Genomic DNA, 25,358 nt, shown 5'->3' with positions numbered 1-25,358 from the left:
GGGTTATGCAAGTGAAGCGTTTTTTCGCCGCCGATATGCGTCAGGCCATGAAACTGGTCCGTGATGAGCTGGGCGCCGATGCCGCGATTATCGGTAACCGTCGCATTGCCGGCGGTGTCGAGCTGACGGCTGCCCTGGATTACACCCCCTCGGCGCTGGCGCCGCGCGTTCCCAACATGGAACTCGAAGATGAACTGCGCAAGACCGCATCGCGCATCGTCTCGGCCCAGGCTGAACTGAGCATGCGTGGCGACAGCGATGCCACCACCAATCGCCAGTTGTTCGCCGGGCTGCCGCTGACCGCCGCCGAGCCGCTGGTGGAGCCGACCTTCGTCGAACCGCCACGTCCCGCCGCGCCAGCACCGGCCGCCGCCGTCGACCAGCGCGTATTCGATTCGATGCGCTTCGAACTCAACGGCCTGCGCGAGCTGCTGGAAGTGCAACTGGGCTCCCTGGCCTGGAACCAGTTGCAAGGCAGCAAGCCGCAGCAAGCCAACCTGTGGCGTCGCCTGCAACGCATCGGCCTGTCCGGTCCGTTGTCCCGCGACCTGCTGGCCCTGACCACTGAAATCGATGAGCCGCGCCAAGCCTGGCGCATGCTGCTGGCCCACTTGGCACGCATGATCGTCACCCCGGAAATCGAACCCCTGGAAGAGGGCGGTGTGATCGCTATGGTCGGCCCGGCCGGCATGGGCAAGACCACCACCCTGGCCAAACTGGCGGCGCGCTATGTGCTCAAGTACGGCGCGCATAACATCGCGCTGGTGAGCATGGACAGCTACCGTATCGGTGCCCAGGAACAACTCAAGACCCTGGGGCGCATCCTGAATGTGCCGGTGACCCACGTCGACCCGGGCCAGTCCCTGGCCAACGCCCTCGACCCGCTGCTGCGCAAACGGGTGGTGTTGATCGACACCGCCGGCCTGCAAGCCAGCGATCCGGCGCTGCGCATGCAGTTGGAAAGCCTGGCCGGGCGTGGCATCAAGTCAAAGAATTACCTGGTGCTTGCAACCACCAGCCAGAAACAGGTTCTTACCGCTGCCTACCACAGCTACAAGCGCTGCGGGCTGGCCGGTTGCATCCTGACTAAACTGGACGAAACCGCCAGCCTGGGCGAAGTGTTGAGCCTGGCTATCGGTCATGCGTTACCGGTCGCCTACCTGACCGACGGGCCGCGGATCCCGGATGATCTGCATCTGCCGCGCCGTCATCAGTTGGTCAGCCGTGCAGTCAGCGTGCAAATGCAAGACGAGCCGAGCGAGGAAGCGATGGCCGATATGTTCGCTGATCTTTACCACAGCCCGGCAAAACGGGTGGGCTGAGCAACATGAACACAATGCAATGTACCTACATTGATGGTCTGCAAGCGATTCACGCGGCCAAGCCATGTAGCCTGCGTCTAAGCAAGACAAGGTAAAGAAATAAAATGGGCAGCATGCATCCCGTACAGGTGATCGCGGTGACCGGCGGCAAAGGTGGCGTCGGAAAAACGAACGTGTCAGTGAATTTGTCCCTGGCGCTGGCAGAGCTTGGCCGTCGCGTCATGCTGCTGGACGCTGACCTGGGGCTGGCGAACGTCGACGTTCTGCTGGGGCTGACGCCTAAACACACCCTGGCCGATGTGATCGAGGGGCGCTGTGAGCTGCGCGACGTGCTGTTGCAGGGCCCTGGCGGGATCCGCATCGTGCCGGCCGCTTCCGGCACCCAGAGCATGGTGCACCTGAGCCCGGCGCAGCATGCCGGCCTGATTCAGGCGTTCAGCGATATCGGCGACAACCTCGACGTGCTGGTGATCGACACCGCCGCCGGGATTGGCGAATCCGTGGTCAGCTTTGTGCGCGCCGCGCAGGAAGTATTGCTGGTGGTCTGCGACGAACCCACCTCGATCACCGACGCCTACGCCCTGATCAAACTCCTTAACCGTGACTACGGCATGAACCGCTTCCGCGTCCTGGCCAACATGGCCCAGAGCCCGCAGGAAGGGCGCAACCTGTTCGCCAAGTTGACCAAGGTCACGGATCGCTTTCTCGATGTCGCCTTACAATACGTCGGCGCAGTTCCCTACGACGAGTGTGTGCGCAAGGCCGTGCAAAAGCAGCGTGCGGTCTACGAAGCATTCCCTCGTTCGAAATGCGCCTTGGCGTTCAAGGCTATTGCTCAGAAGGTCGATACCTGGCCTTTGCCCGCCAACCCGCGTGGGCATCTGGAGTTTTTCGTCGAGCGATTGGTGCATCAGACGAGCGCAGGACCAGTGCTATGACATCGAGCGGCTACAACCTCTATAAGAAATCGGCGCGTGACAGCCAGGGTGAACTGATCGAGCGCTATGCGCCCCTGGTCAAGCGCATTGCCTACCACTTGCTGGCCCGGTTGCCTGCCAGCGTGCAGGTCGAAGATTTGATTCAGGCCGGCATGATCGGCCTGCTCGAAGTGTCGACCAAGTACGACGCAACCAAAGGCGCGAGTTTCGAGACCTATGCGGGTATCCGTATCCGTGGGGCGATGCTCGATGAAGTGCGCAAAGGTGATTGGGCACCCCGTTCGGTGCACCGCAATACGCGCATGGTCAGTGACGCAATTCGTGCAATTGAAGCAAAAACCGGTCGCGACGCTAAAGATCATGAAGTTGCGGCCGAACTCCAATTGAGTCTCGACGATTATTACGGGATTTTGAACGATACCTTGGGCAGCCGCCTGTTCAGTTTCGACGACCTGCTCCAGGACGGCGAACACGAAGGGCTGCACGAGGACGGCGCGAGCGCTCACATGGAGCCGTCGCGCGACCTGGAAGATGCGCGTTTCCAGGGGGCGTTGGCGGACGCAATCGCCAATTTGCCGGAGCGTGAACGATTGGTGTTGGCGCTGTACTACGACGAAGAGCTGAACCTCAAGGAAATCGGTGAGGTCCTGGGGGTCAGCGAATCGCGAGTCAGCCAGTTGCACAGCCAGTGCGCCGCCCGCTTGCGGGGGCGTTTGGGAGAGTGGCGAGCGCGCTGACAGGCAGTGTGGGGACACTGCAGAGCGATACCGCGGGGGTGATTGGCCTACGCGGGTTCGGCCCGTGGTGGCCCCGGCAGTCCTTTTTGTGTAATGCCTGTTGATTGAAATGGCGCGTCCAGGTGCTGGGCGCGTTTAAGACTGCTTGGAGGTCGAATTGGACAAGAACATGAAAATCCTCATCGTTGATGACTTCTCAACGATGCGGCGGATCATAAAAAACCTGTTGCGTGACCTTGGGTTCACCAACACGGTCGAGGCGGACGATGGCATCACTGCACAGCCGATCCTCAACAGCGGAGGCATCGACTTTCTGGTGACTGACTGGAACATGCCGGGCATGACCGGTATCGACCTGCTGCGCTGGGTGCGCGCCGATGAAAAACTGCGCAACCTGCCGGTGCTGATGGTAACCGCCGAAGCCAAGCGCGAGCAGATCATCGAGGCCGCCCAGGCCGGTGTTAACGGTTATGTGGTCAAGCCATTCACTGCACAGGCGTTGAAAGAGAAGATCGAAAAAATCTTCGAACGCATCCACGGCTAATGCCATCGCGGGGGAGCTATGGAGCACAAAGAAACGTCACAGGGAGACTTTGAGTCCACCCTGAAAAAACATGCTCACCAACTGGTCGACAGCCTTGAAAAAGGCCATTTCGGCGACGCGGTGCAGTTGATCCATGAGCTCAATCAGACCCGTGACCGAGGCCTGTACCAGGAAGTGGGCAAGCTCACACGCGAGCTGCACAGTGCAATCGTCAATTTCCAGATTGACCCGCACATGCCCCAGGCCGAGGAAATCTCGCAGATCACGGATGCCACTGAACGCCTGTCCTATGTGGTCAGGCTGACCGAGGCTGCGGCCAACCGCACCATGGACCTGGTGGAAAACGCCACGCCTCTGGTCAACGGCATGGCCACCGAAGCTCAGGCCCTGAATGCCGACTGGGGGCGCTTTATGCGCCGGGAAGTGGGGGCTGAAGAGTTCCGCGAGCTGGCGCGCCGGGTCGAAGGGTTCTTGTCACGCAGCGAGCAGGACAACCGCACGGTGTCCAGCAACCTCAACGATATTCTGCTGGCTCAGGATTATCAGGACCTGACCGGTCAGGTGATCAAGCGCGTGACGCAATTGGTCACCGAAGTGGAAAGCAACTTGCTCAAACTGGTGCTCATGGCCGGCCAGGTTGACCGTTTCGCCGGCATCGAACATGACCGCGCAGCGATCCTCTCGGAAAAAGATCCACAAAAACATCTCGCCAAGGGTGAAGGTCCGCAGATTCATGCCGATAAACGTGAAGACGTTGTGTCAGGTCAGGATGACGTAGATGACCTGTTATCCAGTTTAGGCTTCTAAGGAGCACCCACATGAGCTTCGGCGCCGATGAAGAGATCCTTCAGGATTTCCTTGTAGAGGCCGGCGAAATTTTAGAGCAACTGTCCGAACAACTGGTCGAGCTGGAAAGCCGCCCGGATGATGCGAACCTGCTCAATGCAATTTTTCGCGGTTTTCATACTGTAAAAGGGGGCGCCGGCTTCCTCCAGCTCCATGAGCTGGTGGAGTGCTGCCACATCGCCGAGAACGTGTTCGACATCCTGCGCAAGGGTGAGCGTCACGTCGACTCGGAGTTGATGGACGTGATTCTCGAAGCGCTCGATGCGGTCAACGGCATGTTCAGCCAAGTGCGCGAACGTGCGCCGATCACTGCCGCCACCCCGGAACTGCTGGCCGCCCTGGCGCGCTATGCAGAGCCTGCCGACCTGTCGGCGGAGCCCGTGGTCGAGGCCGTGCCGGAGCCTGGACCGGCGCCGGAACCGGACGTGACCGACAGTGAGTTCGAACAGCTGCTCAGCTCCCTCAGCGCGGTCAAGGCCGAAGCCGAAGCGCCGGCCGCTGCGGCCCCGGCCCCGACCTCGGCTGAAGCACCGGCCAGCGAAGACATCACCGACGCCGAATTTGAGTCCCTGCTCGATCAGTTGCATGGCAAAGGCCAGTTCGCCGCCGATGCCGTGGCGCCTGCCGCCGCGTCGCCTGCACCGGCCGCTGCGGCTGCCAGCACCGATATCACCGACGACGAGTTCGAAGCGTTGCTCGACCAGTTGCACGGCAAGGGCACCTTCGCCGCCGACGCGTTGCCGGAAGTCGCGGCCACCGCCGCCGCGCCGGCTGATGCCAAGCCGGCAGCCGCTGCGGCACCTGCCGGTGACGGGCTGATCACCGATCATGAATTCGAAGCGTTGCTGGATGATTTGCACGGCAAGGGCAAATTCAGCGAAGTGCCTGCGCCGGCCGCGTCTGCGGCCGCCGCTACCGCCGCCAAACCTGCACCGGTCGCCGCCAAGGCCGCGGCGCCTGCCGCAGCACCCAAGCCCGCGGCCGCGTCTGCGGCCGCCGCTACCGCCGCCAAACCTGCACCGGTCGCCGCCAAGGCCGCGGCGCCTGCCGCAGCACCCAAGCCCGCGGCGGCGGCTCCGGCTGCCGCGCCTGCACGGGCCGCCGCCGCGCCGGTGGCCGACAAGCCTGCCAGTGAAGCCGAAACCACCGTGCGGGTCGATACCGCGCGCCTGGACGACATCATGAACATGGTTGGCGAACTGGTGCTGGTGCGTAACCGCCTGGTGCGCCTGGGCCTGAGCAGTGGCGATGAGTCCATGCAAAAGGCCGTGTCGAACCTCGACGTGGTTACCGCCGACCTGCAAACCGCCGTGATGAAGACGCGGATGCAGCCGATCAAGAAAGTCTTCGGCCGCTTCCCACGCCTGGTTCGCGACCTGGCGCGTCAGCTGAAGAAAGAGATCAACCTGGAGTTGGTGGGCGAAGAGACCGACCTCGACAAAAACCTCGTCGAGGCCCTGGCCGACCCGCTGGTCCACTTGGTGCGTAACGCCGTCGACCACGGCGTGGAAACCCCGGAAGAACGCGAAGCCGCGGGCAAGTCCCGGGGCGGCAAAGTGATCCTGGCGGCCGAGCAAGAAGGCGACCATATCCTGCTGTCGATTACCGACGACGGCAAAGGCATGGACCCGGCCATCCTGCGTAACATCGCGGTCAAGCGTGGCGTGATGGACAAAGACGCCGCCGACCGCCTGACCGACACCGAGTGCTACAACCTGATCTTCGCCCCAGGCTTCTCGACCAAAACCGAGATCTCCGACGTGTCGGGCCGTGGCGTGGGCATGGACGTGGTCAAGACCAAGATCAGCCAGCTCAATGGTTCGATCAATATCTACTCGACCAAGGGCCAGGGCTCCAAGATCGTCATCAAGGTGCCGTTGACCCTGGCGATCATGCCGACCCTGATGGTGATGCTGGGCAACCAGGCGTTCGCCTTCCCGCTGGTCAACGTCAACGAGATCTTCCACCTCGACCTGTCGCGCACCAACGTGGTGGACGGCCAGGAAGTGGTGATCGTGCGCGACAAGGCGTTGCCCCTGTTCTATCTCAAGCGCTGGCTGGTGGCTTCGGCGGCTCATGAAGAACAGCGCGAAGGCCATGTGGTGATTCTCTCCGTGGGCACTCAACGCATCGGCTTTGTGGTCGATCAGTTGGTCGGCCAGGAAGAAGTGGTCATCAAGCCTTTGGGCAAAATGCTGCAGGGAACCCCGGGCATGTCGGGTGCGACCATCACCGGTGACGGTCGAATCGCGCTGATTCTCGATGTTCCGAGCATGCTCAAGCGTTACGCCGCTCGGCGTATTTGATTCTGGCGGGGCAGGGCGGTATTGCCCGCCCCGCCTAACGGAGTGTTTATGGCAGTCAAGGTCCTGGTGGTGGACGATTCGGGTTTCTTCCGCCGCCGCGTCTCGGAAATTCTTTCCGCCGATCCAAGCATCCAGGTGGTCGGCACGGCCACCAACGGTAAAGAGGCGATTGATCAAGCCATTGCGTTGAAGCCAGATGTCATCACCATGGACTACGAGATGCCCATGATGGACGGCATCACGGCGGTGCGGCACATCATGCAGCGCTGCCCGACTCCGGTGTTGATGTTCTCCTCGCTGACCCATGAAGGCGCCCGAGTGACCCTCGACGCCCTGGATGCAGGGGCGGTGGACTTCCTGCCGAAGAATTTCGAAGACATCTCGCGCAACCCCGAGAAGGTCAAGCAACTGTTGTGCGAGAAAGTCCACAGCATTTCCCGCAGCAACCGTCGCAGCCTATTCAGCGCCCCCGCGCCGGCCCCGACACCTGTTGCCGCACCGGCTCCCATGAGTGCCTCGACGTTCGGGCGCCCCGCGCCTGCACCGGTTGCCCGCCCCGCAGCGGCACCTGTGCGTGCGTCAGCGCCAGCGGCAACGGCACAGTCCCCGGCGCCCAAGCGCAAGGCCTACAAACTGGTCGCCATCGGCACCTCCACCGGTGGCCCGGTGGCGTTGCAGCGCGTGCTGACCCAATTGCCGGCCAACTTTCCGGCGCCGATCGTGTTGATCCAGCACATGCCGGCCGCGTTCACCAAGGCGTTTGCCGAGCGCCTGGACAAGTTGTGCCGCATCAGCGTCAAGGAAGCCGAGGATGGCGACATCCTGCGGCCCGGCCTGGCGCTGCTGGCCCCGGGCGGGAAGCAGATGATGGTCGACGGCCGGGGTGCGATCAAAATCCTGCCGGGTGACGAACGCCTCAACTACAAACCCTGCGTGGACATCACCTTTGGTTCGGCCGCTAAGTCTTACGGCGACAAAGTTCTGGCGGTGGTCCTGACCGGCATGGGCGCCGACGGCCGCGAAGGCGCGCGTCTGCTCAAGCAGGGCGGTAGCGCGATCTGGGCCCAGGACGAAGCCAGCTGCGTGATCTATGGCATGCCCATGGCCATCGTCAAAGCCAACCTGGCCGACGCCGTCTACAGCCTGGATGACATCGGCAAGCATCTGGTGGAGGCCTGCCTCTGATGGATGTCTTGAGTCTGATTGGCATCACCATGGCATTTGTCGCCATCATCGGCGGCAACTACCTTGAGGGCGGCCACCTGGGCGCCCTGGCCAACGGCCCAGCGGCGCTGATCGTGATCGGCGGCACGGTGGGCGCTGCGTTGCTGCAGTCGCCGTTGAGTTCGTTCAAGCGCGCCATGCAGATCCTGATCTGGATTATTTTCCCGCCCCGTGTGGACTTGGCCGGTGGCATTGATCGCGTGGTCAACTGGAGCCTCACCGCACGCAAGGAAGGCCTGCTGGGCCTGGAAGGCGTGGCCGATGCGGAGCCTGACAGCTACGCGCGCAAAGGCTTGCAGTTGCTGGTGGACGGCGCCGAGCCGGAAGCGATCCGCAGCATCCTTGAGGTGGACTTCTACACCCAGGAAAGCCGCGATATCAACGCCGCCAAAGTCTTTGAAAGCATGGGCGGCTACGCGCCGACCATCGGCATCATCGGTGCGGTAATGGGCTTGATCCATGTGATGGGCAACCTGGCCGATCCGTCGCAATTGGGCAGCGGCATTGCCGTAGCCTTTGTCGCCACCATCTACGGCGTGGCGAGCGCCAACCTGGTGTTGCTGCCGGTAGCCAGCAAGCTCAAGTCGATTGCCATGCGCCAATCGCGTTACCGCGAAATGCTGCTCGAAGGCCTGCTGTCGATTGCCGAGGGCGAGAACCCGCGCTCCATCGAATTGAAGCTCCAGGGCTTCATGGATTGATGGGAGGTATGGGTTGTGAGCCGTCGCCGTCGCGAGCCTGAAGAACACGTCAACCATGAACGCTGGCTGGTGTCCTACGCGGACTTCATCACCCTGCTGTTCGCGTTTTTCGTGGTGATGTACTCCATCTCGTCGATCAACGAAGGCAAGTACAAAGTGATTTCCCAAGCGCTGATCGGGGTGTTCAACGACGCCGACCGTTCGCTCAAGCCGATTCCCATCGGCGAAGAGAGGCCCCGCACCGTGACCCCGGCCAAGCCGCTGGTCAATGACAGCGATGAAACCGCCGCTGGCGTGGGCGGCACCAGCGACCCGTTGAAAAGCATCGCCGATGACATCAGCGCCGCGTTCGGCGACCTGATCAGTTCCAATCAGATGACCGTGCGCGGCAATGAGCTGTGGGTCGAGATCGAGCTCAATTCCAGCCTGCTGTTCGCCAGCGCCGATGCGATGCCCAGCGACCAGGCGTTCACCATCATCGACAAAGTGGCGGCGATCCTTAAGCCGTTCGAAAACCCGATCCACGTCGAAGGCTTTACCGACAATATTCCGATCAGCACCGCGCAGTACCCCACCAACTGGGAACTGTCCTCGGCCCGCGCGGCGAGCATCGTGCGCATGCTGGCGATGCAGGGTGTGAACCCCGGGCGCCTGGCGTCGGTGGGCTATGGCGAGTTCCAGCCGGTGGCCAATAACGCCACGGTGGAAGGGCGCGCGCGCAACCGTCGAGTGGTGCTGGTGGTGTCGCGCAACCTGGATGTGCGCCGCAGCCTGACCGGCACCGGCACCGCCAATGCAACACCGGATGCGGCCTTGAGGCGTGCTGGCACACAAACTGCACCGCCAGCGGTTAAGCCGCCGGTGGGTCAGAGTGCCGTCAATTCTCCGTCACCGGCTCAATAACGTTATGCAATGTCTCGGTCGCGCCTGTGCCTGCCGGGAGGAATCATCCGAATGAGAGTCTGGGCAGTTGCCAATCAAAAAGGTGGAGTCGGCAAGACCACCACCTCCATCGCTCTGGCCGGTTTGCTGGCCGAGGCGGGCAAGCGTGTGGTCGTGGTGGACCTGGACCCCCACGGCTCGATGACCAGCTATTTCGGCTACGACCCGGATGCGCTGGAACACAGCTGCTTTGACCTGTTCCTGCACAAGGGCAACGTGCCTGGCGACCTGCCCGGGCAATTGCTGTTGCCCACCAGCAACGAGAGCATTTCCCTGCTGCCCTCCAGTACCGCGCTGGCCACCCTTGAGCGTCAGTCGCCGGGGCAGAGCGGCCTGGGCCTGGTGATCGCCAAGACCCTGGCGCAACTGTGGCAGGACTTTGACTACGCCATTATCGACAGCCCGCCGCTGCTGGGCGTGCTGATGGTCAACGCATTGGCCGCCAGCCAGCAACTGGTGATCCCGGTGCAGACCGAGCATCTGGCTGTCAAAGGCCTTGAGCGCATGGTCAGCACCCTGGCGATGATCAATCGCTCGCGCAAACAGCCGCTGCCGTTCAGCATCGTGCCGACCCTGTTCGACCGTCGCACCCAAGCGTCGCTGGGCACCTTGCGTGTATTGCGCGATGCCTACCCGGACACCATCTGGCAAGGCTACATTCCGGTGGATACGCGCCTGCGTGACGCCAGCCGCGCAGGGCTCACGCCGTCGCAGTTCGATGGCAAGAGTCGCGGCGTGATGGCCTACCGTGCGTTGCTCAAACACTTGCTGTCCCAGCAACTCGTGGCGCAGGTGGCATGATGAACCGTCCTGTCGAACTTAAGACCAAGACCCGGCCGCAACTGGCGTTGGAATCCTATCTGGATGCCCTGTTGCAGGAAGCCACCGATGAGGTGCTGCCGGAACCGATTCTGGTGCTGGAGGCGGTTGTCGAGCCCAGCAGTACACTGGATGAATTCCAACTGGCGGTGCTGGAAGAGCAGGCCCGAGACGCCCGGATCGTAGCGCCGATTGTTGCGCCGGTCGTACCCGTAGTGGCGGAGCCTGTGGCGGCGGAACCGTTGGTGGCGGCGCCCGTGGTGATCGAGCCGGTGGTGGACGTGCACCTGCCGCCGAGCATCACGCCGCCGCCGGTGAGCGGCGACGACCGGCCGGCATGGGCTGCTGAGCCTTTCGAGTGCCTGCTGTTCGACGTCGCTGGTTTGACCCTGGCGGTGCCGCTGGTGTGCCTGGGTTCGATCTACTCTTTGGAAGGCCACGAGCTGACGCCGCTGTTCGGCCAGCCGGAGTGGTTCCTCGGCATCCTGCCCAGCCAGGCCGGCAACCTCAAGGTGCTGGACACCGCGCGCTGGGTGATGCCCGACCGCTACCGCGACGATTTTCGCGAGGGTCTGCAATACGTTATTTCCGTTCAGGGCTACGAGTGGGGGCTGGCGGTGCATCAGGTCAGCCGCTCGCTGCGCCTGGACCCGAACGAAATCAAATGGCGCAGTCACCGGGGCCAGCGGCCTTGGCTGGCCGGCACCGTGATCGAACACATGTGCGCGTTGCTCGACGTCGCCGAGCTGGCCGAGTTGATCGCCAGCGGCGCCGTCAAGTCGATGCCCGGTAACAAACGCAGTTGATTGAACACGCTGGCCGCACGGGTGTGCGGTTGGCGAATGAAGCACACACGCCGTATCCAACGGCATTTGAAGGGGTCATGGGTATGAATATGTCAGCATCTGCACAAAAAGGCTCGGACGATCCGATTCTGCAATGGGTAACCTTCAAGCTGGACAACGAGACCTACGGTATCAACGTGATGCGCGTGCAGGAAGTGCTGCGCTACACCGAGATTGCCCCGGTCCCGGGTGCGCCGAGCTACGTGCTGGGTATCATCAACCTGCGCGGCAACGTGGTGACCGTGATCGACACGCGCCAGCGTTTCGGCCTGGATACCGCCGAAGTCACCGACAACACGCGTGTCGTCATCATTGAAGCGGACAAGCAAGTGGTCGGCATCCTGGTCGACAGCGTCGCCGAGGTGGTCTACCTGCGCCAGTCGGAAGTGGAAACCGCGCCGAACGTGGGCAACGAAGAGTCGGCCAAGTTTATCCAGGGTGTGTGCAACAAGAACAACGAACTGTTGATTCTGGTTGAGCTGGACAAAATGATGAGCGAAGAAGAATGGTCGGAACTGGAGAGCATTTGATTGTTCCTTGAGGTCGCGGTGATCGTCCTGGCCCTGTTGTGGGCCGGGACCCTGGGTTTTCTGCTGCGCTACATGGCCCGGCAGCGCGAATTGGCGTTGCAGCAGGCCGAGCGCGATGCCGTGCGTGACCGGCGCATCGTGGAGCTGGTCAAGCGCGTCGACCATTACCAGAAGAGTGCCGTGCGGGTCGGGGATGAGGTGCACGAACTACGCGCGATCCTCGCACCGATGCCGGACAAGCTGGAGCAGTTGGAACAGCGCGATCCGGCCAACCTGTCGTTTGCCCAAGCGGCCAAGCTGGTGGGGATGGGGGCGACGGTGGACGACCTGACCCAGTCGTGCGGCTTGACCCAGGCTGAGGCGCAGTTGATGAGTAAGTTGCATAAGAGCTGATTGCGCCTGTGGCAACTGTTGGGGGGCGTCGCACCTGCGATGCCTGGCACCTGGCCGGCCAATTAATTTTCAACCCCACTGACTTTTTTCTCCTCTGCCAAGGTCCACATCCTTCAAGCACCTTTGAATCAGGAGATTCCCTGCATGAGCACCCCCAAGGCACTGTTGATCCTCCACGGCAAGCAAGCCCTCAACGAGGACGTGCGCAGCGCCGTGCTGGCCCGGCGTGAGCAGGGTTGGGAGCTGGCCGTGCGGGTGACGTGGGAGGGCGGCGATGCGCAGCGTCTGGTCAGGGAAGCCCTGGACGGCGGTTATACCCACATCATTGCCGGCGGCGGCGACGGCACCTTGCGCGATGTGGCCGAGGCGATGGCCCAGGCCAAGGCCGATGCCAGCCTGGTGCTGATGCCCCTGGGCACCGCCAATGATTTCGCCAAGGCCGCTGGCGTACCGCTAGAGCCGGCCCAGGCCCTGGCGCTGCTGGATGTGGCGCCGCGGGCGATCGACCTCGGCCAGGTCGGCGGGCAGATTTTCCTCAACATGGCCACCGGCGGTTTCGGCAGCCAGGTCACCGCCAATACCTCCGAAGACCTGAAAAAAATCCTCGGGGGCGCGGCGTACTTGTTCACCGGCCTCACTCGCTTCAGCGAGTTGAAGGCGGCCTATGGCGAGCTGGAAGGCCCGGATTTCCACTGGAAGGGCGAGATGCTGGCGCTGGGCATCGGCAACGGTCGCCAGGCTGGCGGCGGGCATGTGCTGTGCCCAGAGGCGATGGCCGACGATGGGTTGCTTGATGTCAGTATTCTGCCGGCGCCCCAGGAAGTGGTCGGCACCTTGCGCGAACTGATGAGCAATGGCTGGGGCCTGGACACCATGTTCGTGCGTGCGCGGCTGCCCTGGGTGCAGATCAAACAGGCCGAAGGGCTGTACATCAACCTGGACGGTGAACCGCTCAAGGGCGACGACTTGCGTTTCGAAGCCTTGCCCAAGGCCTTGCGCGTGCATTTGCCGCTGGGTTCGCCCCTAGTCGTCCAGGCTGATGATTTGCTCGCGCACCGCGAATAGCACCAGCCCCGCCACGTCGAAAATCTGCAAGCGCTTCATGATTTGCGAGCGGTGAGCTTCCACGGTTTTGATGCTCAGGCCCAGGCCGTGGGCGATCTCACGGGTGGACTTGCCGCGCACGATCAGGCGCAGGATTTCCAACTGCCGCGCCGTGAGGTTGTGGCCGTGGCCTGCCGGCGCGGTGGGCCCTTGGGTGCGCACCAGCGCCTGGTTGATCACGGTATGGGCGATCGCCGGGCTCAGGTAGCGCTCGTTATTGCACAGGGCTCGCAGGGCGTGTTCCAGCTCGTTGGCGGTGGTGTCCTTGAGCAGGTAGCCATGGGCGCCGGCCTCCAGCGCGCACATGATCAGTTGCGGGTCGGTGTGCATCGACAGGATCAGCACCTTGCAGCGCGGGTAGGCGGCCTTGAGTTGCTGCAAGGCGTCCAGGCCGCCGGTGTGCTTCATCGACAGGTCCAGCAGCACCATGTCCGGTTGCAACGCGTGGAACTGCTCAAGTAACTGTGCCCCATCGTTGGCTTCGCCGATCACGGTGTAGCCGGGAATATCTTGGATCAGGGCGCGCACGCCGGCCCTGATCAGTGCATGGTCATCCACTAGAAGTAATGTGCAGGTCACTCGAGAACCTTAGGGGAGTTGGCCCGTTCGAGGGCGCGCGGCGCCCAGGGAAAAAGTGCGTCGATGCGCGTGCCTTGCCCGGGCTGGCTGCTGACGGACAGCGTGCCACCCAGTTGATCGACACGTTCGGCCATGCCTGCCATGCCTCGCTGACCTTCACGGCCTGGGTTGCTCGCAGGCGCGAAGCCGCGGCCGTCATCGCGAATTGTCAGCGATAACCCTTCGGGCAGGCGTTGCAGGCGCACCAGCAGGTTCTGGGCCTGGGCGTGGCGCAGCATGTTGGTCACCGCTTCCTGGGTAATGCGAAACGCCGCCACGGCCATTTCTTCCGGGATGCCGGTGAGGCGTTGCCGGCATTCCAGGCTCCAGTGAACGGGGCTGTTTTCCAGGGTCTTGAGCAGGTGCGCGCGCAGGCTGGCCTCCAGGCCCAGGCTGGTCAGTTGCCGGGGGTTGAGGATGGCAGACACGTCGCGCACCTTGGCCAGGGTTTCGTTCAGGGTATTGCACAGCATGGTGCATTGGTCTTGCAGGTCATCCGGCAGGCGTCGCTTGAGCCATTCGCTCTGCAGTTTGGCGGCGGTGAGCAGTTGGCCGATATCGTCGTGCAGTTCACGGCTGAGGCGATGGCGTTCGTTTTCCTGGACCTGCAACAGACGATCGGCCAACTCCTGGGGCTGGAAGCGGATGGATTTGCGTGAGCGCCATTGTTGCAGGCCTACCACCCCCAGCGTGGCCAGGTTGAGCAGCAACACCGACAGTGGCAAAGGCGCCGAATGGCTATAGGCCCACAGGCTGATCAACAGCGAGGCAAGACACAAGCCAAGGGTCAGGCGGCGAGCATGGCTGCGGGACACGGACCTGGCGAGGAGTGACTTGAGGCTGGCGTACATAGCGGATGAAGCCAATGAAGGTTCGCTGCGGGAAGTCCGGTCACCTCTGACGGGGCTCAGTCTGGAGTGCGTGGCCGAATCGTTTATATACAGGAAGTTGAATGACTTCGAGCGACGCATAGTAACACCCCTGTAACCGTTGGTCGCCTGACACCTTACCGTGCCGAGCAATTAAACGAGGGGATGTAGTGGGAGATATCAGCGTCTGAAGCATGGAAAGTTTTACTACTTAAACGAAGTTGTAACGTTAATGGACGTTAAAGATGACTGAATCGTTAACGCCTGTCGTTTTTAGGTAAGTTGCGTAGCGAAACACGACCTGTCAAACCCTCACGAGGCGTGGTGCAAACGTTGTTGCGGTTTACAGGTGAAGCCCTTTTGCGGGATCTGCACGGTGACCGTCGCAATCAACGAGGTTTGCTCGGTTTCATCCAGTGCCAATTGGCCGGTCTTGGTATCGATCAGTTCCAATTGCCAGGCCAGTAAAGTCAGGCAGTCATGCAGCGCGTCCAGCGCCTGGTCGTGCAGTTGCAATGGGTTTTCAGCGTTGGCAATCAGGCCGTGGATATGCCCGGAAAACTCGCTGATGGCTTGCAGCGCCAGGGTGTCGGCCTGTGCCGCGAGCTTGGCCAGGCTGAGTGTCATGCAGTCGATGGCGTCGCTGTCGTTACGAATCAGATGCAGGTGGCTCAGGCATTCTTCTGACCGGTTCAACAGCTTTTCAGCCTCCAGCAGAAACGCTGAAAGTGCGAGCTGCCACTCTTTACCGTCGTTCATCATGCAAGTCTCCACAATATGGAATCGGGCGATGAGATTTCGCTGCGGGTCAATGGCTTAAAGCTAGCGCTGAAATATTGCTGATGCTTGTAGGTTGCTTCTGAGCTTTTGGTAGGAAGTTTATTGAAATAACGCCAACGGCGCTGCGCAGCCCTCGTGAGCGGGCTCAGTTGCACACCTTCAGTTGCCGCGACGTAAATGTCTGAAACACCCAACGGGCGAGGACTTGGGATGGCGAACAAAAGCCTGACTCCATTCATGCAATGAGAATGGCGTCACATTAATGGCTATTAGATATTGCGAATATCAGGTTGGACCTGATTGCGTATAGGGGAATCCCTTACAAGCGGGAACCTTGCGTCGATTTGAGTGTCGCGCAATGCCGCCTTGCCCACTTATGAAGCGGTACGGCCAGTAAAGCATGATGTCAGTGTGACATCAATTAATTTACGTGGCATTTTAACGGGGTCAAGATCTGGCGCTTGCCGCCGATAAACAGCTTAGTGAACTGCACAACCCCTACGCGCAGCACTTACCCGCGCATATCAGGAGCTTCCAATGGCCGGCATTCTCGACACGGTAGATCAACGCACGCAATTGGTGGGTGAGAATCGCCTGGAAATCCTCATGTTTCGCCTGGCCGGGCGGCAGTTGTTCGCCATCAACGTGTTCAAGGTGCAGGAAGTCCTGCAATTGCCCAAGCTCACGCTGATGCCGCAGCGCCATCCGTTTGTGTGTGGCGTGGTCAACCTGCGCGGCCAGACTCTGCCGGTGATCGACCTGTCCCAGGCCATCGGCATGCGGCCCCTGGTGCCGGGCCCGAACAGCACCATCATCGTCACCGAGTACAACCGCTCGGTGCAGGCGTTTCTGGTGGGCGGTGTGGACCGCATCGTCAACATGAACTGGGAAGCCATCCTGCCGCCTCCGACCAGCGCCGGTCGCCAGCATTACCTCACCGCCATCAGTAAGGTCGACGACCAGTTGGTGGAAATCATCGACGTGGAAAAAGTCCTCGCCGAGATCGTGCCGTACAACGCCAAGGTCTCCCGGGAAAAGCTCGAAGACCCGGTGCTCGAACGCGCCCGTGGCCGCGAAGTGCTGCTGGTGGACGACTCCAACGTGGCGCTGTCGCAACTGCGTGACACCCTCGGCCAGTTGGGCGTGAAAATGCACATCGCCAGCGATGGCCTCAAAGCCCTGAACATGCTCAAGTCCTGGGCCGACGCCGGTCACGTGATGACCGACAAACTATTGATGATCTTCACCGACGCCGAAATGCCGGAAATGGACGGCTACCGCCTCACCACCGAGATCCGCAACGACCCGCGCCTGCGCAAACTGTACGTGGTGCTGCACACCTCGCTGTCGGGCAGCTTCAACGAATCGATGGTGAAGAAGGTCGGCTGCGACAATTTCCTGTCCAAGTTCCAGCCTGACAAATTGGTGGATGTGGTGCGCCAGCGACTGATGCTGGACGAACAGCCAGCTTGACCTTAGGGTGATGGCTTTGCCCCTCAGGAATGCAGAGCCATGCTTCGTCTCAGCGCGTTGTACCGTTATCCCTTGAAATCCGGCAAGGCCGAATCGTTGCAACACAGCGGCCTGGATAAGCTCGGGTTGGACGGGGATCGACGCTGGATGCTGGTGGACGAGGCCAGTGGGCGCTTCCTGACGCAACGCGCCGTCACCAAGATGAGCCAGCTGTCGGCCTTGTGGAACAGCGCCGGTGGCCTGACCCTGAGTTCGCCTGGCCATACCTCCCTTGACGTCCCATTGCCCGACGAAGACGCTGCGTTGCGCGGCGTGACCATCTGGCGCGACACCCCGCGCCTGCCGGATGCCGGTGACGCGGCGGCTGCGTGGGTCAGCGAGTTTGTCGGCGCGCCGACCCGGTTGGTGCACATGCCGCTCAAGCGGGCGCGCACCACTCAGTCCGGTTATGGCCGCGACGATGACCAGGTGGCGCTGGCCGACGGTTATCCCTTGCTGCTGATCGGTCAGGCCTCCCTGGAAGACCTGTCCGAGAAGGTCGGCCGCCCCATGGAGATGCTGCGCTTTCGCCCCAACCTGGTGATCGAAGGTGCCGACGCGTTTGCCGAAGACGGCTGGAAGCGCCTGCGCATCGGCGATGTGGAGTTCCGGGTGGTCAAGCCGTGCGCACGCTGCATCCTCACCACCATCGACCCGCGCACCGGCGAGCGCAGCGCCGACCGCGAACCCTTCGCGACTTTGAATGGCTATCGCAAGACCGAGGATGGCGCGATGTTCGGCCAGAACCTGGTCAACGATGGCGTGGGTCATCTGGAAGTCGGCATGCCGGTGACGATCCTCGAATAATCCATCGCCCATAAAAAAATGCCCGTTTCCACCTGGGAAACGGGCATTTTTTTGCCTGGCTGAAACCTTAGCCGCGGTATTCGCACAGGTAAGCGGTGTCGACCTCGACCTTCAGCTGGAATTTGCTGTTGGCCGGTACGTTGAACTGGCTGCCGGCGGAGAAGGTCTGCCACTCGCTGGCATCCGGCAGTTTGACGGTCAGCGCGCCGGAGACGACGTGCATGATTTCACGCTGGGCAGTGCCGAACTCATATTCACCCGGGGCCATCACACCGATGGTCGCCGGACCTTCAGCGGTGCCGAACGCGATCGACTTGACGGTGCCGTCGAAGTACTCGTTGACTTTGAACATGGGCGAATCCTCGGAAAAAGTTGCCTTCCCTGTTGAAGCGAGGGCAGCGTTATGGAAAAGGTTGGCCAGTATGCCCAAGCCTTGCGAGGCTGCCTAGACCGGCAAAATCAGCGGCAACAGGCGGGCGGTGTTGCGCGCGTCTTCGAGTGCCCGGTGCTGCTGGCCATGGAACTGCATCCCTGCCAGTTGCAGCGCACCGTTGAGCCCCAGCGGCTTGTCCAGGCGTCGGGCCTTGGCGAAGCGCTGCTTGAGGTTGATATGGGGCGTGTGGGCCAGGGCGCTGTCCAGGCCATGGCGCTGCCACTCCAGTTCCAGTTGCTGGCGGTCGTAGTCGCCCCAACTGGCCCAGCCTTCCAGGCGCGTCCGATGCTGGCCCAGCCAGCGTTCGAACAGTGGCCACACCACGTTCAGCGGCGTCGCCGCGTCGATATTGGCCTGGGTGATATGGGTGAGCTGGCGGCAGAACGGCGTCAGCAACGGGCGGCGTTGCGGGCGTACAAAGCGCTGGAAATGATCCACTTCGCGGCCCTGGCGGTTGACCAGGCTCGCGCCGATCTCGATGACTTCCATCTCCGTCACGGGCCAGCCGCCTTCATCCGTCGTGGCTTCAAGGTCAATAATCAGCCAATGAGGCATGGTGCAGGTTCCCGTACTCTTCCCGTCCTGGGGGATAGAGCGTAGACGGCCCGTGTAGTTCCGCGCTGTTTTTTCCAGGAGAGCCAGGGTTTATTCGATCTCCAGCAGAATCTGGCGATTGCGAACCTGATCGCCCGTCATCACCTGTATGCCCTTGACCACGCCCTCAACCCCGGCCTTGAGCGGATGCTCCATCTTCATGGCCTCCAGCACCAGCAGCAGTTGGCCTTTGCGCACACGGTCACCGACGCCCACGCACACGTCGACGATTGCCCCATCCATCGGCGCTTTGAGCGTACCGCTGCCGGCGTCGTCCTGGCGCTGGGCAACCTGCTGGGTCACGTCGACCACCGTCAGCCCCGGCAGCCACAACCGGCTGCCATCGAGGTGATAGGCGAGGCGGCGACGAATGCCATCGATGACCAGGGTGAAGTGGCGGTCGTCGAGCCCGAGCGGCCGGATATCGATGCCGTTGATGCAAAGGGCGTTATCGGCCGACACACTGACGCTGATCCCCTGCACCTTGTCGTTGACCAGCAAGCGATAACTCCTGGCTGCGCTGGCGTTGTTGCACCACCCGGACAAACCGGGACGATGCCGCGCGGCAATGTGCTGGTAGAACAATGCGGCGGCGACGGCTAATTGTTCGTCAGTGGCCGGGTAGGGGGCGATCGCGTTGAAATACCGGGGAATAAACCCAGTGCTGAAGTCCCCGCGTACAAAGTCCGGATGTTCAAGCACCTCGGCCAGTAGCCGTTGATTGCTGGTCACCCCCAGCAGCAGCGTGTCTTGCACCGCGCGCAGCAGTTTGCGCCGCGCTTCTTCGCGGGTGGCGCCGTGGGCGATGATCTTGCCCAGCATCGCGTCATAGAACGGGCCGATGCGCTGGCCTTCCAGCACGCCGTGGTCAACCCGTACAGCGGCGGCCGGTTGCCAGCGCAGCACGTCGCCGGTCTGCGGCAGGAAGCCCTGGGCCGGGTCTTCAGCGTACAAGCGCACTTCCATGGCATGCCCGGTCAGGGTCACGTCGGCCTGGGTCAGGGGCAGTGGCTGGCCGGCGGCGACCTGCAGTTGCCAGGCCACCAGGTCGAGCCCGGTGATCAGCTCGGTGACCGGGTGCTCGACTTGCAGGCGAGTGTTCATTTCCAGGAAGTAAAAGCGCCCGTCGCGGTCGAGCAGAAACTCCACGGTGCCGGCGCCCACGTAGTTCACCGCGCGCCCAGCCTTGAGCGCGGCCTCGCCCATGGCCTGGCGCAGGTCGAGCGTCATCACTGGGCAGGGCGCTTCTTCGATGATTTTCTGATGGCGGCGTTGCACCGAGCAGTCGCGCTCGCCCAGGTATATCAGCTGGCCGTGACGGTCGCCGAACACTTGGATTTCGACATGACGCGGTTCAATCAGCGCTTGTTCCAGAATCAGCTCGGCGCTGCCGAAGGCGTTGAGCGCTTCGGAGCGTGCCGTACGCAATTGCGCTAGCAGCTGATCCTGTTGATGAACCAGGCGCATGCCACGCCCACCGCCGCCGGCACTGGCCTTGATCATCAACGGGTAGCCGATGCGTTCGGCGTGGCGTTGCAGGGTGGCGTCATCCTGATCGGCGCCTTGATAGCCCGCAATGCACGGCACGCCGGCCTCCAGCATGGCCAGCTTGGATAGGCGTTTGCTGCCCATCAGCTCGATCGCTTCGGCGCTGGGGCCGATAAAGGTGAGCCCGGCGTGTTGGCAGGCGCGGGCGAAGTCGGGGTTTTCCGAGAGAAAGCCGTAGCCGGGGTGCACCGCGTCAGCGCCGGTTTTATGCGCGGCATCGAGGATCGCCGGGATATTGAGGTAAGACAGCTGCACCGCAGCGGGGCCGATGTGCACGGCTTCGTCGGCCATCTGCACATGCAGGGCGTCGGCGTCGGCATCGCTGTATACCGCCACGGTGCGATAGCCCAGGGCCTGGGCCGTGCGCTGGATGCGACAGGCGATCTCGCCGCGATTGGCGATCAGGATTTTGCTGAATGTGGGCATTGGAAGGTCCCTTGGTTATGCGCTGTTTGGTCTGGCCTTATCGGGGGCGAGCCCCCTCCCACATTTGCAACCAGTCCCCGGGGCTGGCGTCATTTGCACCAACCAGGCTTGCGCTTGTGTACAAAAGCCTGTGTCCCCTCAATCCCTTCTGCACTGGCCACCGCCTCGGCAAACCACTGCGCCGCTTGATCCAGCAACGGCTCCAACGGCTGATCGACGCTGGCCAGCAACAAGGCTTTGGTTCGTGCATTGGCCCTTGGCGCGCACTGCAAGACCTGGCCCAGCACCTCATCCACACGCTCGGCCAGGGCCTGGGGGTCGCGCTCGACAAAATGCACCAGGCCCAAGCGTTGCGCTTGGACGCCATCGAAGCGTGCGGCGGTCAGCGCCAGCCGCCGCGCCTGGGTCAGGCCGATGCGCTTGACCACAAACGGTGCGATCTGTGCCGGCAGTACCCCCAGGCTGGTCTCCGGCAAACCGAACTGTGCCTGGTGATCGGCAATCGCAATGTCGCTTACGCAGGCCAGGCCGAACCCGCCGCCCAGCACGGCGCCTTGCAGCACCACGATCACCACGCGTGGTGTGGCTTGCACCTCTTGCAGCAAGGTGCCGAATGCGCGGTTCAGCGCCTGCAATTGATCGCCCGCACTGACCAGATCCTTCACGTCGGCCCCTGCGCAAAAGTGCCCGCCCGCACCGCTGATCACCACGGCACGCACCTGGCTGTCGAGCTGCGCCAGCACCGTGCGCAGTTCGTTGACCATCTCCAGGCTCATGGCGTTGCGGCTCTGTGGGCGGTTGAGGGTGATGTGCAGCACACCGTTGTGGGCTTCCAGCAACAGGGTGTTCATGGCTTTTTCCCCGGCAGGGTGCCCATCAGTTTGCAGATGATGCCCAGCATGATTTCGTCGGCGCCGCCGCCAATCGACACCAGGCGCACATCGCGATACGCCCGCGCCACCGGGTTGTCCCACATAAAGCCCATACCACCCCAGTATTGCAGGCAACTGTCGCTGACTTCGCGACCCAGGCGCCCGGCCTTGAGCTTGGCCATGGAGGCCAGCCGCGTCACGTCCTGGCCTTTGATGTACTGCTCGGTGGCCTGGTACACCAGTGCGCGCAGGCATTCGATTTCGGTGGCCAGTTCCGCCAGGCGAAAGTGGATCACCTGGTTGTCGATCAGTGCTTTGCCGAAGGTGTGGCGTTCCTTGCAGTACGCGATGGTGCTGTCGATGCAGTACTCCAGGCCCTTGATCATATTGGCCGCGCCAAACAGGCGTTCTTCCTGGAATTGCAGCATTTGCATCATGAAGCCCGCGCCCTCCTGACCAATGCGGTTGCGTTGCGGCACGCGCACGTTGTCGAAGAACACCTGGGCCGTCTCGGAGCTGTGCATGCCGAGTTTTTCCAGGGGCGGGCTGAGGCTGACGCCGGGGGTGTTCATCGGCACCATGATCAGCGACTTGTTGATGTGCGGTTTGTCGTCGGAGGTGTTGGCCAGCAGGCAGATAAAATCGGCGCTGGGGGAGTTGGTGATCCACATTTTGCTGCCGTTGATCACGTAGTCGCCGCCATCCTTGCGCGCGTGGGTCTTGAGCCCGGCCACGTCGGAACCGGCGCCGGTTTCCGAGACGCCGATGCAGCCGACCTGTTCGCCACTGATGGCCGGGCGCAGGAATTCGTCGCGCAGCTCGTCGGAACCGAAGCGGGCGAGGGCGGGGGTGCACATGTCGGTCTGCACGCCGATGGCCATGGGGATGCCGCCGCAACGGATGGTGCCGAACTCTTCGGCGGCCACAATCGAGTAGCTGTAGTCCAGGCCCATGCCGCCGAAGCGTTCCGGTTTGGAAATGCCCAGCAGGCCGAGGTCGCCGGCCTTGCGGAAAACCTCGTGGATGGGAAAACGCCCGGCTTTCTCCCATTCGTCCACATGGGGGTTGATCTCGCGGTCGACGAAGGCGCGCACGGTGCGGCGCAGTTCCTGATGTTCCTGGGTGAAGATCATTTTTATTGTTCTCCTGTTAGAAACGCGCCACACCGAAGCTGTTCGGCTGTAGCTGTCGAGCCTCGGCTTCATGGCAGATATCCAGCACAAACCCCAGCACGGTGCGGGTATCCCGTGGATCGATCAGGCCGTCATCCCACACATTGGCGCTGCCGTAGAGCGCGGTGGATTGGCTGTCGAGTTTCTGTGCGGTGACCTGCTCCAGCATGTCCAGCACCTTTGGGTCGGGCACCAGGCCGTCCTTCAACTGCTTGGCCTCGGTGACGATACGCAGCACCTTGCCCGCCTGCGCACCACCCATCACAGCTGTGCGGCTGTTTGGCCAGGCGAAGATAAAGCGCGGGTCCAAGCCGCGACCGCACATTGCATAGTTGCCGGCGCCATAGGAACCGCCGACCACCACCGTGAGTTTAGGCACCCGTGCGTTGGCCACCGCCTGGATCATCTTCGCACCGTGCTTGATCACCCCTTGCTGCTCCGACTCGGTGCCGACCATAAACCCGGTGGTGTTGTGCAGAAACAGCAGCGCCGTGCGGCTCTGGTCGCACAGTTGGATAAACTGCGCGGCCTTGCTCGCGCCCTTGGGCGTAATCGGGCCGTTATTGCCGATCACTCCCACCGCGTGGCCGTGAATATGCAGGTGCCCGCACACCGTGTGCGGGTCGAACTCGCTTTTGAATTCGAGGAACTGCGAGCCGTCGGCCAGACGCGCGAGGATTTCGCGCACGTCGTAGGGTTTTCTGGCGTCAGCGGGGATCAGCCCGAGCAACTCGTCGATGGGGTACAGCGGCTCGGCGAAGGCACGCGACGGCGTCGGCGGCAGCTGAGCGTTCCACGGCAACAGGCTGACGATCTCACGCACGATGCGCAGGCCGTCGGCATCGTTTTCCGCCAGGTATTCGGCGGTGCCGGCTACGTGCGCGTGCATCTGGGCACCGCCTAATTCCTCGTCCGTGGCCACTTCACCGGTGGCGGCCTTGAGCAGCGGCGGCCCGGCCAGGAACAGTTTGGCCTTGCCGCGCACCACCACCACGTAATCCGACAACCCAGGCTGGTAGGCGCCGCCGGCCGTGGCCGAGCCGTGCACCACGGTGATCTGCGGCAAGCCCATGGCCGACATGCGCGCCTGGTTGGCAAAGCTGCGTGCGCCTTCAACGAAAATCTCGGCGGCGTAGTTGAGGTTGGCGCCGCCGCTCTCGGCCAGGGTCACCACCGGCAGTTTGTTCTCCATGGCGATCTGTTGCAGGCGCAGGGATTTCTTCAAGCCCGAAGGGGAAATGGTGCCGCCCTTGATCGCACTGTTGTTGGCCACCACCAGCACTCGCACGCCGCTGACGTAACCGATGCCGGCGATCAAGCCACCGCCGGCGGCGCTACCGTCCTTGTCATCGTGCAGCTTGTAGCCGGCCAGGCTGGCCAGTTCCAGGAACGGCGCGCCTGGGTCCAGCAACGCACTGAGGCGCTCGCGCGGCAGCAACTGGCCGCGCTGCTCGAACTTGGCCTTGGCTGCTCGAGCCTTGTCGAGCAGGGCATTTTCCAGCTGGCGCAGGTGCTCGATGCTGGCGAGCAGCGCTGCGCGGTTCTGGGCGAACGCCGGGCTGTGCGGGTCGATCTGGCTGATTATTGTCGGCATGGCGTCAGTCCTGCGCCTTGAGCACATCGGGCAGATACGCGCGGTGAAAACCATTGAACGGCGCGCTCGGCACGGCCGCTTTATGCAGCGGCCAGGCCCGGTTGCCAAGGCTAGCGGCGCCATCGATGCGCAGGGTGCTGCCGCTGATGAACGCGGCGGCGGGGCTGAGCAGGAACACGATCGCCGCGCTGACTTCCGACTCGGTGCCGATACGCTTGAGCGGCACATGTTCGCGCAAGGTGGGGATCACGGCCTTGAACGCGCCTTCGTAGGTGTCCATGCCGCTGGAGGCGATCCAACCCGGGGCCACGGCGTTAACCCGAACCCCGGCGTAACCCCATTCGAACGCGGCAGTCTTAGTGAAGTTATCCATACCGGCGCGCGCCGCTCCTGAGTGGCCCATGCCGGGCATGCCGCCCCACATGTCGGCCAGCATGTTGACGATGGCGCCGCCGTGGGTGCTCATGCACTGGTTGAACACCTCCCGCGCCATCAAAAAACCGCCGACCAGGTTGGTTCGCAGTACGGTTTCGAAGCCTTTCTGATTGATCGACGCCAAAGGCGAGGGGTACTGGCCGCCGGCGTTGTTGACCAAGCCGTGGATTGCGCCGTGTTCTGCAATGATTTGGCCGACCAGCGCTTTGACCGCCACTTCATCGCGAATATCGCAGGCGTAGCCATGGGCGCTGCCGCCGTCTTCGGCAATTTGCGCCGCGACCGCGTGGAGTTTTTCCGGCTTGCGCCCCACCAGGATCACGCGGGCACCGAGGGCCGCCAGTTCATGGGCGGTGCAACGGCCGATGCCGCTGCCGCCACCGGTGACCACCACGGTGTGCCCCTGGAACAGCTCGGCTTTGAAGATCGAGTCGAAGGCCACGGCCA

26 protein-coding genes are annotated in these 25,358 nt (G+C 62.4%); 16 read left to right on the top strand and 10 right to left on the bottom strand.

The annotated features are described in order from the left end of the window. Positions 1–5: 5 nt before the first annotated feature. The 14 genes from flhF to yegS all read left to right on the top strand — a co-directional run bounded on the left by flhF (position 6) and on the right by yegS (position 13,212). On the top strand, positions 6–1,322 hold the full coding sequence (gene flhF / locus FIV35_RS07660) for a flagellar biosynthesis GTPase FlhF (RefSeq protein ID WP_034138833.1): 1,317 nt from the start codon (positions 6–8) through the stop codon (positions 1,320–1,322). A gap of 104 nt (positions 1,323–1,426) precedes the next feature. After that, positions 1,427–2,260, top strand: a complete 834-nt coding sequence (fleN, locus tag FIV35_RS07655; RefSeq protein WP_003192912.1) for a flagellar synthesis regulator FleN — start codon at positions 1,427–1,429, stop codon at positions 2,258–2,260. Next, positions 2,257–2,997: an RNA polymerase sigma factor FliA gene (fliA, locus tag FIV35_RS07650; protein ID WP_034099464.1), complete on the top strand. Its 741-nt coding sequence runs from the start codon at positions 2,257–2,259 to the stop codon at positions 2,995–2,997. The genes fleN and fliA overlap by 4 nt, the downstream gene beginning before the upstream one ends. Before the next feature lie 169 nt (positions 2,998–3,166). Beyond that, positions 3,167–3,541, top strand: a complete 375-nt coding sequence (locus tag FIV35_RS07645; protein WP_162276696.1) for a chemotaxis response regulator CheY — start codon at positions 3,167–3,169, stop codon at positions 3,539–3,541. A gap of 18 nt (positions 3,542–3,559) precedes the next feature. Next, complete coding sequence (locus FIV35_RS07640) at positions 3,560–4,348, top strand: protein phosphatase CheZ (protein ID WP_034138832.1); 789 nt, start codon at positions 3,560–3,562, stop codon at positions 4,346–4,348. Between the two features lie 11 nt (positions 4,349–4,359). Next, the gene (locus FIV35_RS07635; RefSeq protein ID WP_083377787.1) at positions 4,360–6,693 is read left to right on the top strand and encodes a chemotaxis protein CheA; all 2,334 of its coding nucleotides are present in this window, start codon (positions 4,360–4,362) and stop codon (positions 6,691–6,693) included. 48 nt (positions 6,694–6,741) lie between these two features. Next, positions 6,742–7,878, top strand: coding sequence for a protein-glutamate methylesterase/protein-glutamine glutaminase (locus FIV35_RS07630; RefSeq protein WP_034138830.1), 1,137 nt, complete (start codon positions 6,742–6,744; stop codon positions 7,876–7,878). Continuing rightward, entirely contained in the window at positions 7,878–8,618 is a 741-nt protein-coding gene (locus tag FIV35_RS07625) for a flagellar motor protein (RefSeq protein ID WP_034138829.1), read from the top strand. The genes FIV35_RS07630 and FIV35_RS07625 overlap by 1 nt, the downstream gene beginning before the upstream one ends. 15 nt (positions 8,619–8,633) lie before the next feature. Continuing rightward, a complete protein-coding gene (gene motD / locus FIV35_RS07620) occupies positions 8,634–9,521 on the top strand; it encodes a flagellar motor protein MotD (RefSeq protein ID WP_034138828.1) in 888 nt (295 codons plus the stop codon). Positions 9,522–9,572: 51 nt separating this feature from the next. Next, positions 9,573–10,361 carry a ParA family protein gene (locus FIV35_RS07615; RefSeq protein WP_034099451.1) on the top strand — a complete coding sequence of 263 codons (789 nt, stop codon included), beginning with the start codon at positions 9,573–9,575 and terminating at the stop codon, positions 10,359–10,361. Beyond that, entirely contained in the window at positions 10,361–11,185 is an 825-nt protein-coding gene (locus tag FIV35_RS07610; protein ID WP_034099449.1) for a CheW domain-containing protein, read from the top strand. Before FIV35_RS07615 ends, FIV35_RS07610 begins: the two co-directional genes overlap by 1 nt. Positions 11,186–11,268: 83 nt before the next feature. Further along, positions 11,269–11,754, top strand: a complete 486-nt coding sequence (locus FIV35_RS07605; RefSeq protein ID WP_373873651.1) for a chemotaxis protein CheW — start codon at positions 11,269–11,271, stop codon at positions 11,752–11,754. Then, entirely contained in the window at positions 11,755–12,147 is a 393-nt protein-coding gene (locus FIV35_RS07600; RefSeq protein WP_034099447.1) for a DUF2802 domain-containing protein, read from the top strand. Between the two features lie 144 nt (positions 12,148–12,291). After that, a complete protein-coding gene (gene yegS / locus FIV35_RS07595) occupies positions 12,292–13,212 on the top strand; it encodes a lipid kinase YegS (protein WP_034138827.1) in 921 nt (306 codons plus the stop codon). Here the strand turns inward: yegS and FIV35_RS07590 are convergent. The 3 genes from FIV35_RS07590 to FIV35_RS07580 form a co-directional block, all read right to left on the bottom strand. Then, positions 13,171–13,830, bottom strand: a complete 660-nt coding sequence (locus tag FIV35_RS07590; protein ID WP_034138826.1) for a response regulator transcription factor — start codon at positions 13,828–13,830, stop codon at positions 13,171–13,173. The two genes, yegS and FIV35_RS07590, sit on opposite strands and share 42 nt — an antisense overlap. After that, complete coding sequence (locus FIV35_RS07585; protein ID WP_034138825.1) at positions 13,827–14,720, bottom strand: sensor histidine kinase; 894 nt, start codon at positions 14,718–14,720, stop codon at positions 13,827–13,829. The genes FIV35_RS07590 and FIV35_RS07585 overlap by 4 nt, the downstream gene beginning before the upstream one ends. 330 nt (positions 14,721–15,050) lie before the next feature. Then, positions 15,051–15,500 carry a hypothetical protein gene (locus tag FIV35_RS07580; RefSeq protein WP_034138824.1) on the bottom strand — a complete coding sequence of 150 codons (450 nt, stop codon included), beginning with the start codon at positions 15,498–15,500 and terminating at the stop codon, positions 15,051–15,053. Between the two features lie 555 nt (positions 15,501–16,055). Here FIV35_RS07580 and FIV35_RS07575 point away from each other — a divergent pair. After that, positions 16,056–16,991 carry a chemotaxis protein CheV gene (locus FIV35_RS07575; RefSeq protein WP_034138823.1) on the top strand — a complete coding sequence of 312 codons (936 nt, stop codon included), beginning with the start codon at positions 16,056–16,058 and terminating at the stop codon, positions 16,989–16,991. 39 nt (positions 16,992–17,030) lie between these two features. Then, on the top strand, positions 17,031–17,837 hold the full coding sequence (locus FIV35_RS07570; RefSeq protein WP_034138822.1) for an MOSC domain-containing protein: 807 nt from the start codon (positions 17,031–17,033) through the stop codon (positions 17,835–17,837). Positions 17,838–17,904: 67 nt separating this feature from the next. Here FIV35_RS07570 and ppnP read toward each other — a convergent pair whose 3' ends face one another. From ppnP to FIV35_RS07535, 7 genes are all read right to left on the bottom strand, one after another. Continuing rightward, the gene (gene ppnP, locus FIV35_RS07565) at positions 17,905–18,189 is read right to left on the bottom strand and encodes a pyrimidine/purine nucleoside phosphorylase (protein ID WP_034099437.1); all 285 of its coding nucleotides are present in this window, start codon (positions 18,187–18,189) and stop codon (positions 17,905–17,907) included. Between the two features lie 93 nt (positions 18,190–18,282). Next, the gene (locus FIV35_RS07560; RefSeq protein WP_034138821.1) at positions 18,283–18,825 is read right to left on the bottom strand and encodes a 3'-5' exonuclease; all 543 of its coding nucleotides are present in this window, start codon (positions 18,823–18,825) and stop codon (positions 18,283–18,285) included. A 90-nt stretch (positions 18,826–18,915) separates the two neighbouring features. Further along, a complete protein-coding gene (locus FIV35_RS07555) occupies positions 18,916–20,838 on the bottom strand; it encodes an acetyl/propionyl/methylcrotonyl-CoA carboxylase subunit alpha (protein WP_034138820.1) in 1,923 nt (640 codons plus the stop codon). A gap of 89 nt (positions 20,839–20,927) precedes the next feature. Further along, a complete protein-coding gene (locus tag FIV35_RS07550; protein WP_034138819.1) occupies positions 20,928–21,689 on the bottom strand; it encodes an enoyl-CoA hydratase/isomerase family protein in 762 nt (253 codons plus the stop codon). Next, complete coding sequence (atuD, locus tag FIV35_RS07545) at positions 21,686–22,843, bottom strand: citronellyl-CoA dehydrogenase (protein ID WP_034138818.1); 1,158 nt, start codon at positions 22,841–22,843, stop codon at positions 21,686–21,688. The genes FIV35_RS07550 and atuD overlap by 4 nt, the downstream gene beginning before the upstream one ends. A gap of 16 nt (positions 22,844–22,859) precedes the next feature. Then, positions 22,860–24,476 (bottom strand): acyl-CoA carboxylase subunit beta, encoded by a 1,617-nt coding sequence (locus FIV35_RS07540; RefSeq protein WP_034138817.1) that lies wholly within the window; start codon positions 24,474–24,476, stop codon positions 22,860–22,862. Between the two features lie 4 nt (positions 24,477–24,480). After that, positions 24,481–25,353: an SDR family oxidoreductase gene (locus tag FIV35_RS07535; protein WP_034138816.1), complete on the bottom strand. Its 873-nt coding sequence runs from the start codon at positions 25,351–25,353 to the stop codon at positions 24,481–24,483. Positions 25,354–25,358: the final 5 nt, after the last annotated feature.

It is taken from the genome of Pseudomonas rhodesiae, assembly GCF_007858255.1.
Lineage (GTDB): Bacteria > Pseudomonadota > Gammaproteobacteria > Pseudomonadales > Pseudomonadaceae > Aquipseudomonas > Aquipseudomonas rhodesiae.
The sequence above is the reverse complement of the archived record's forward strand: the minus strand, read 5'-3'. Positions and strand labels throughout refer to the sequence as shown.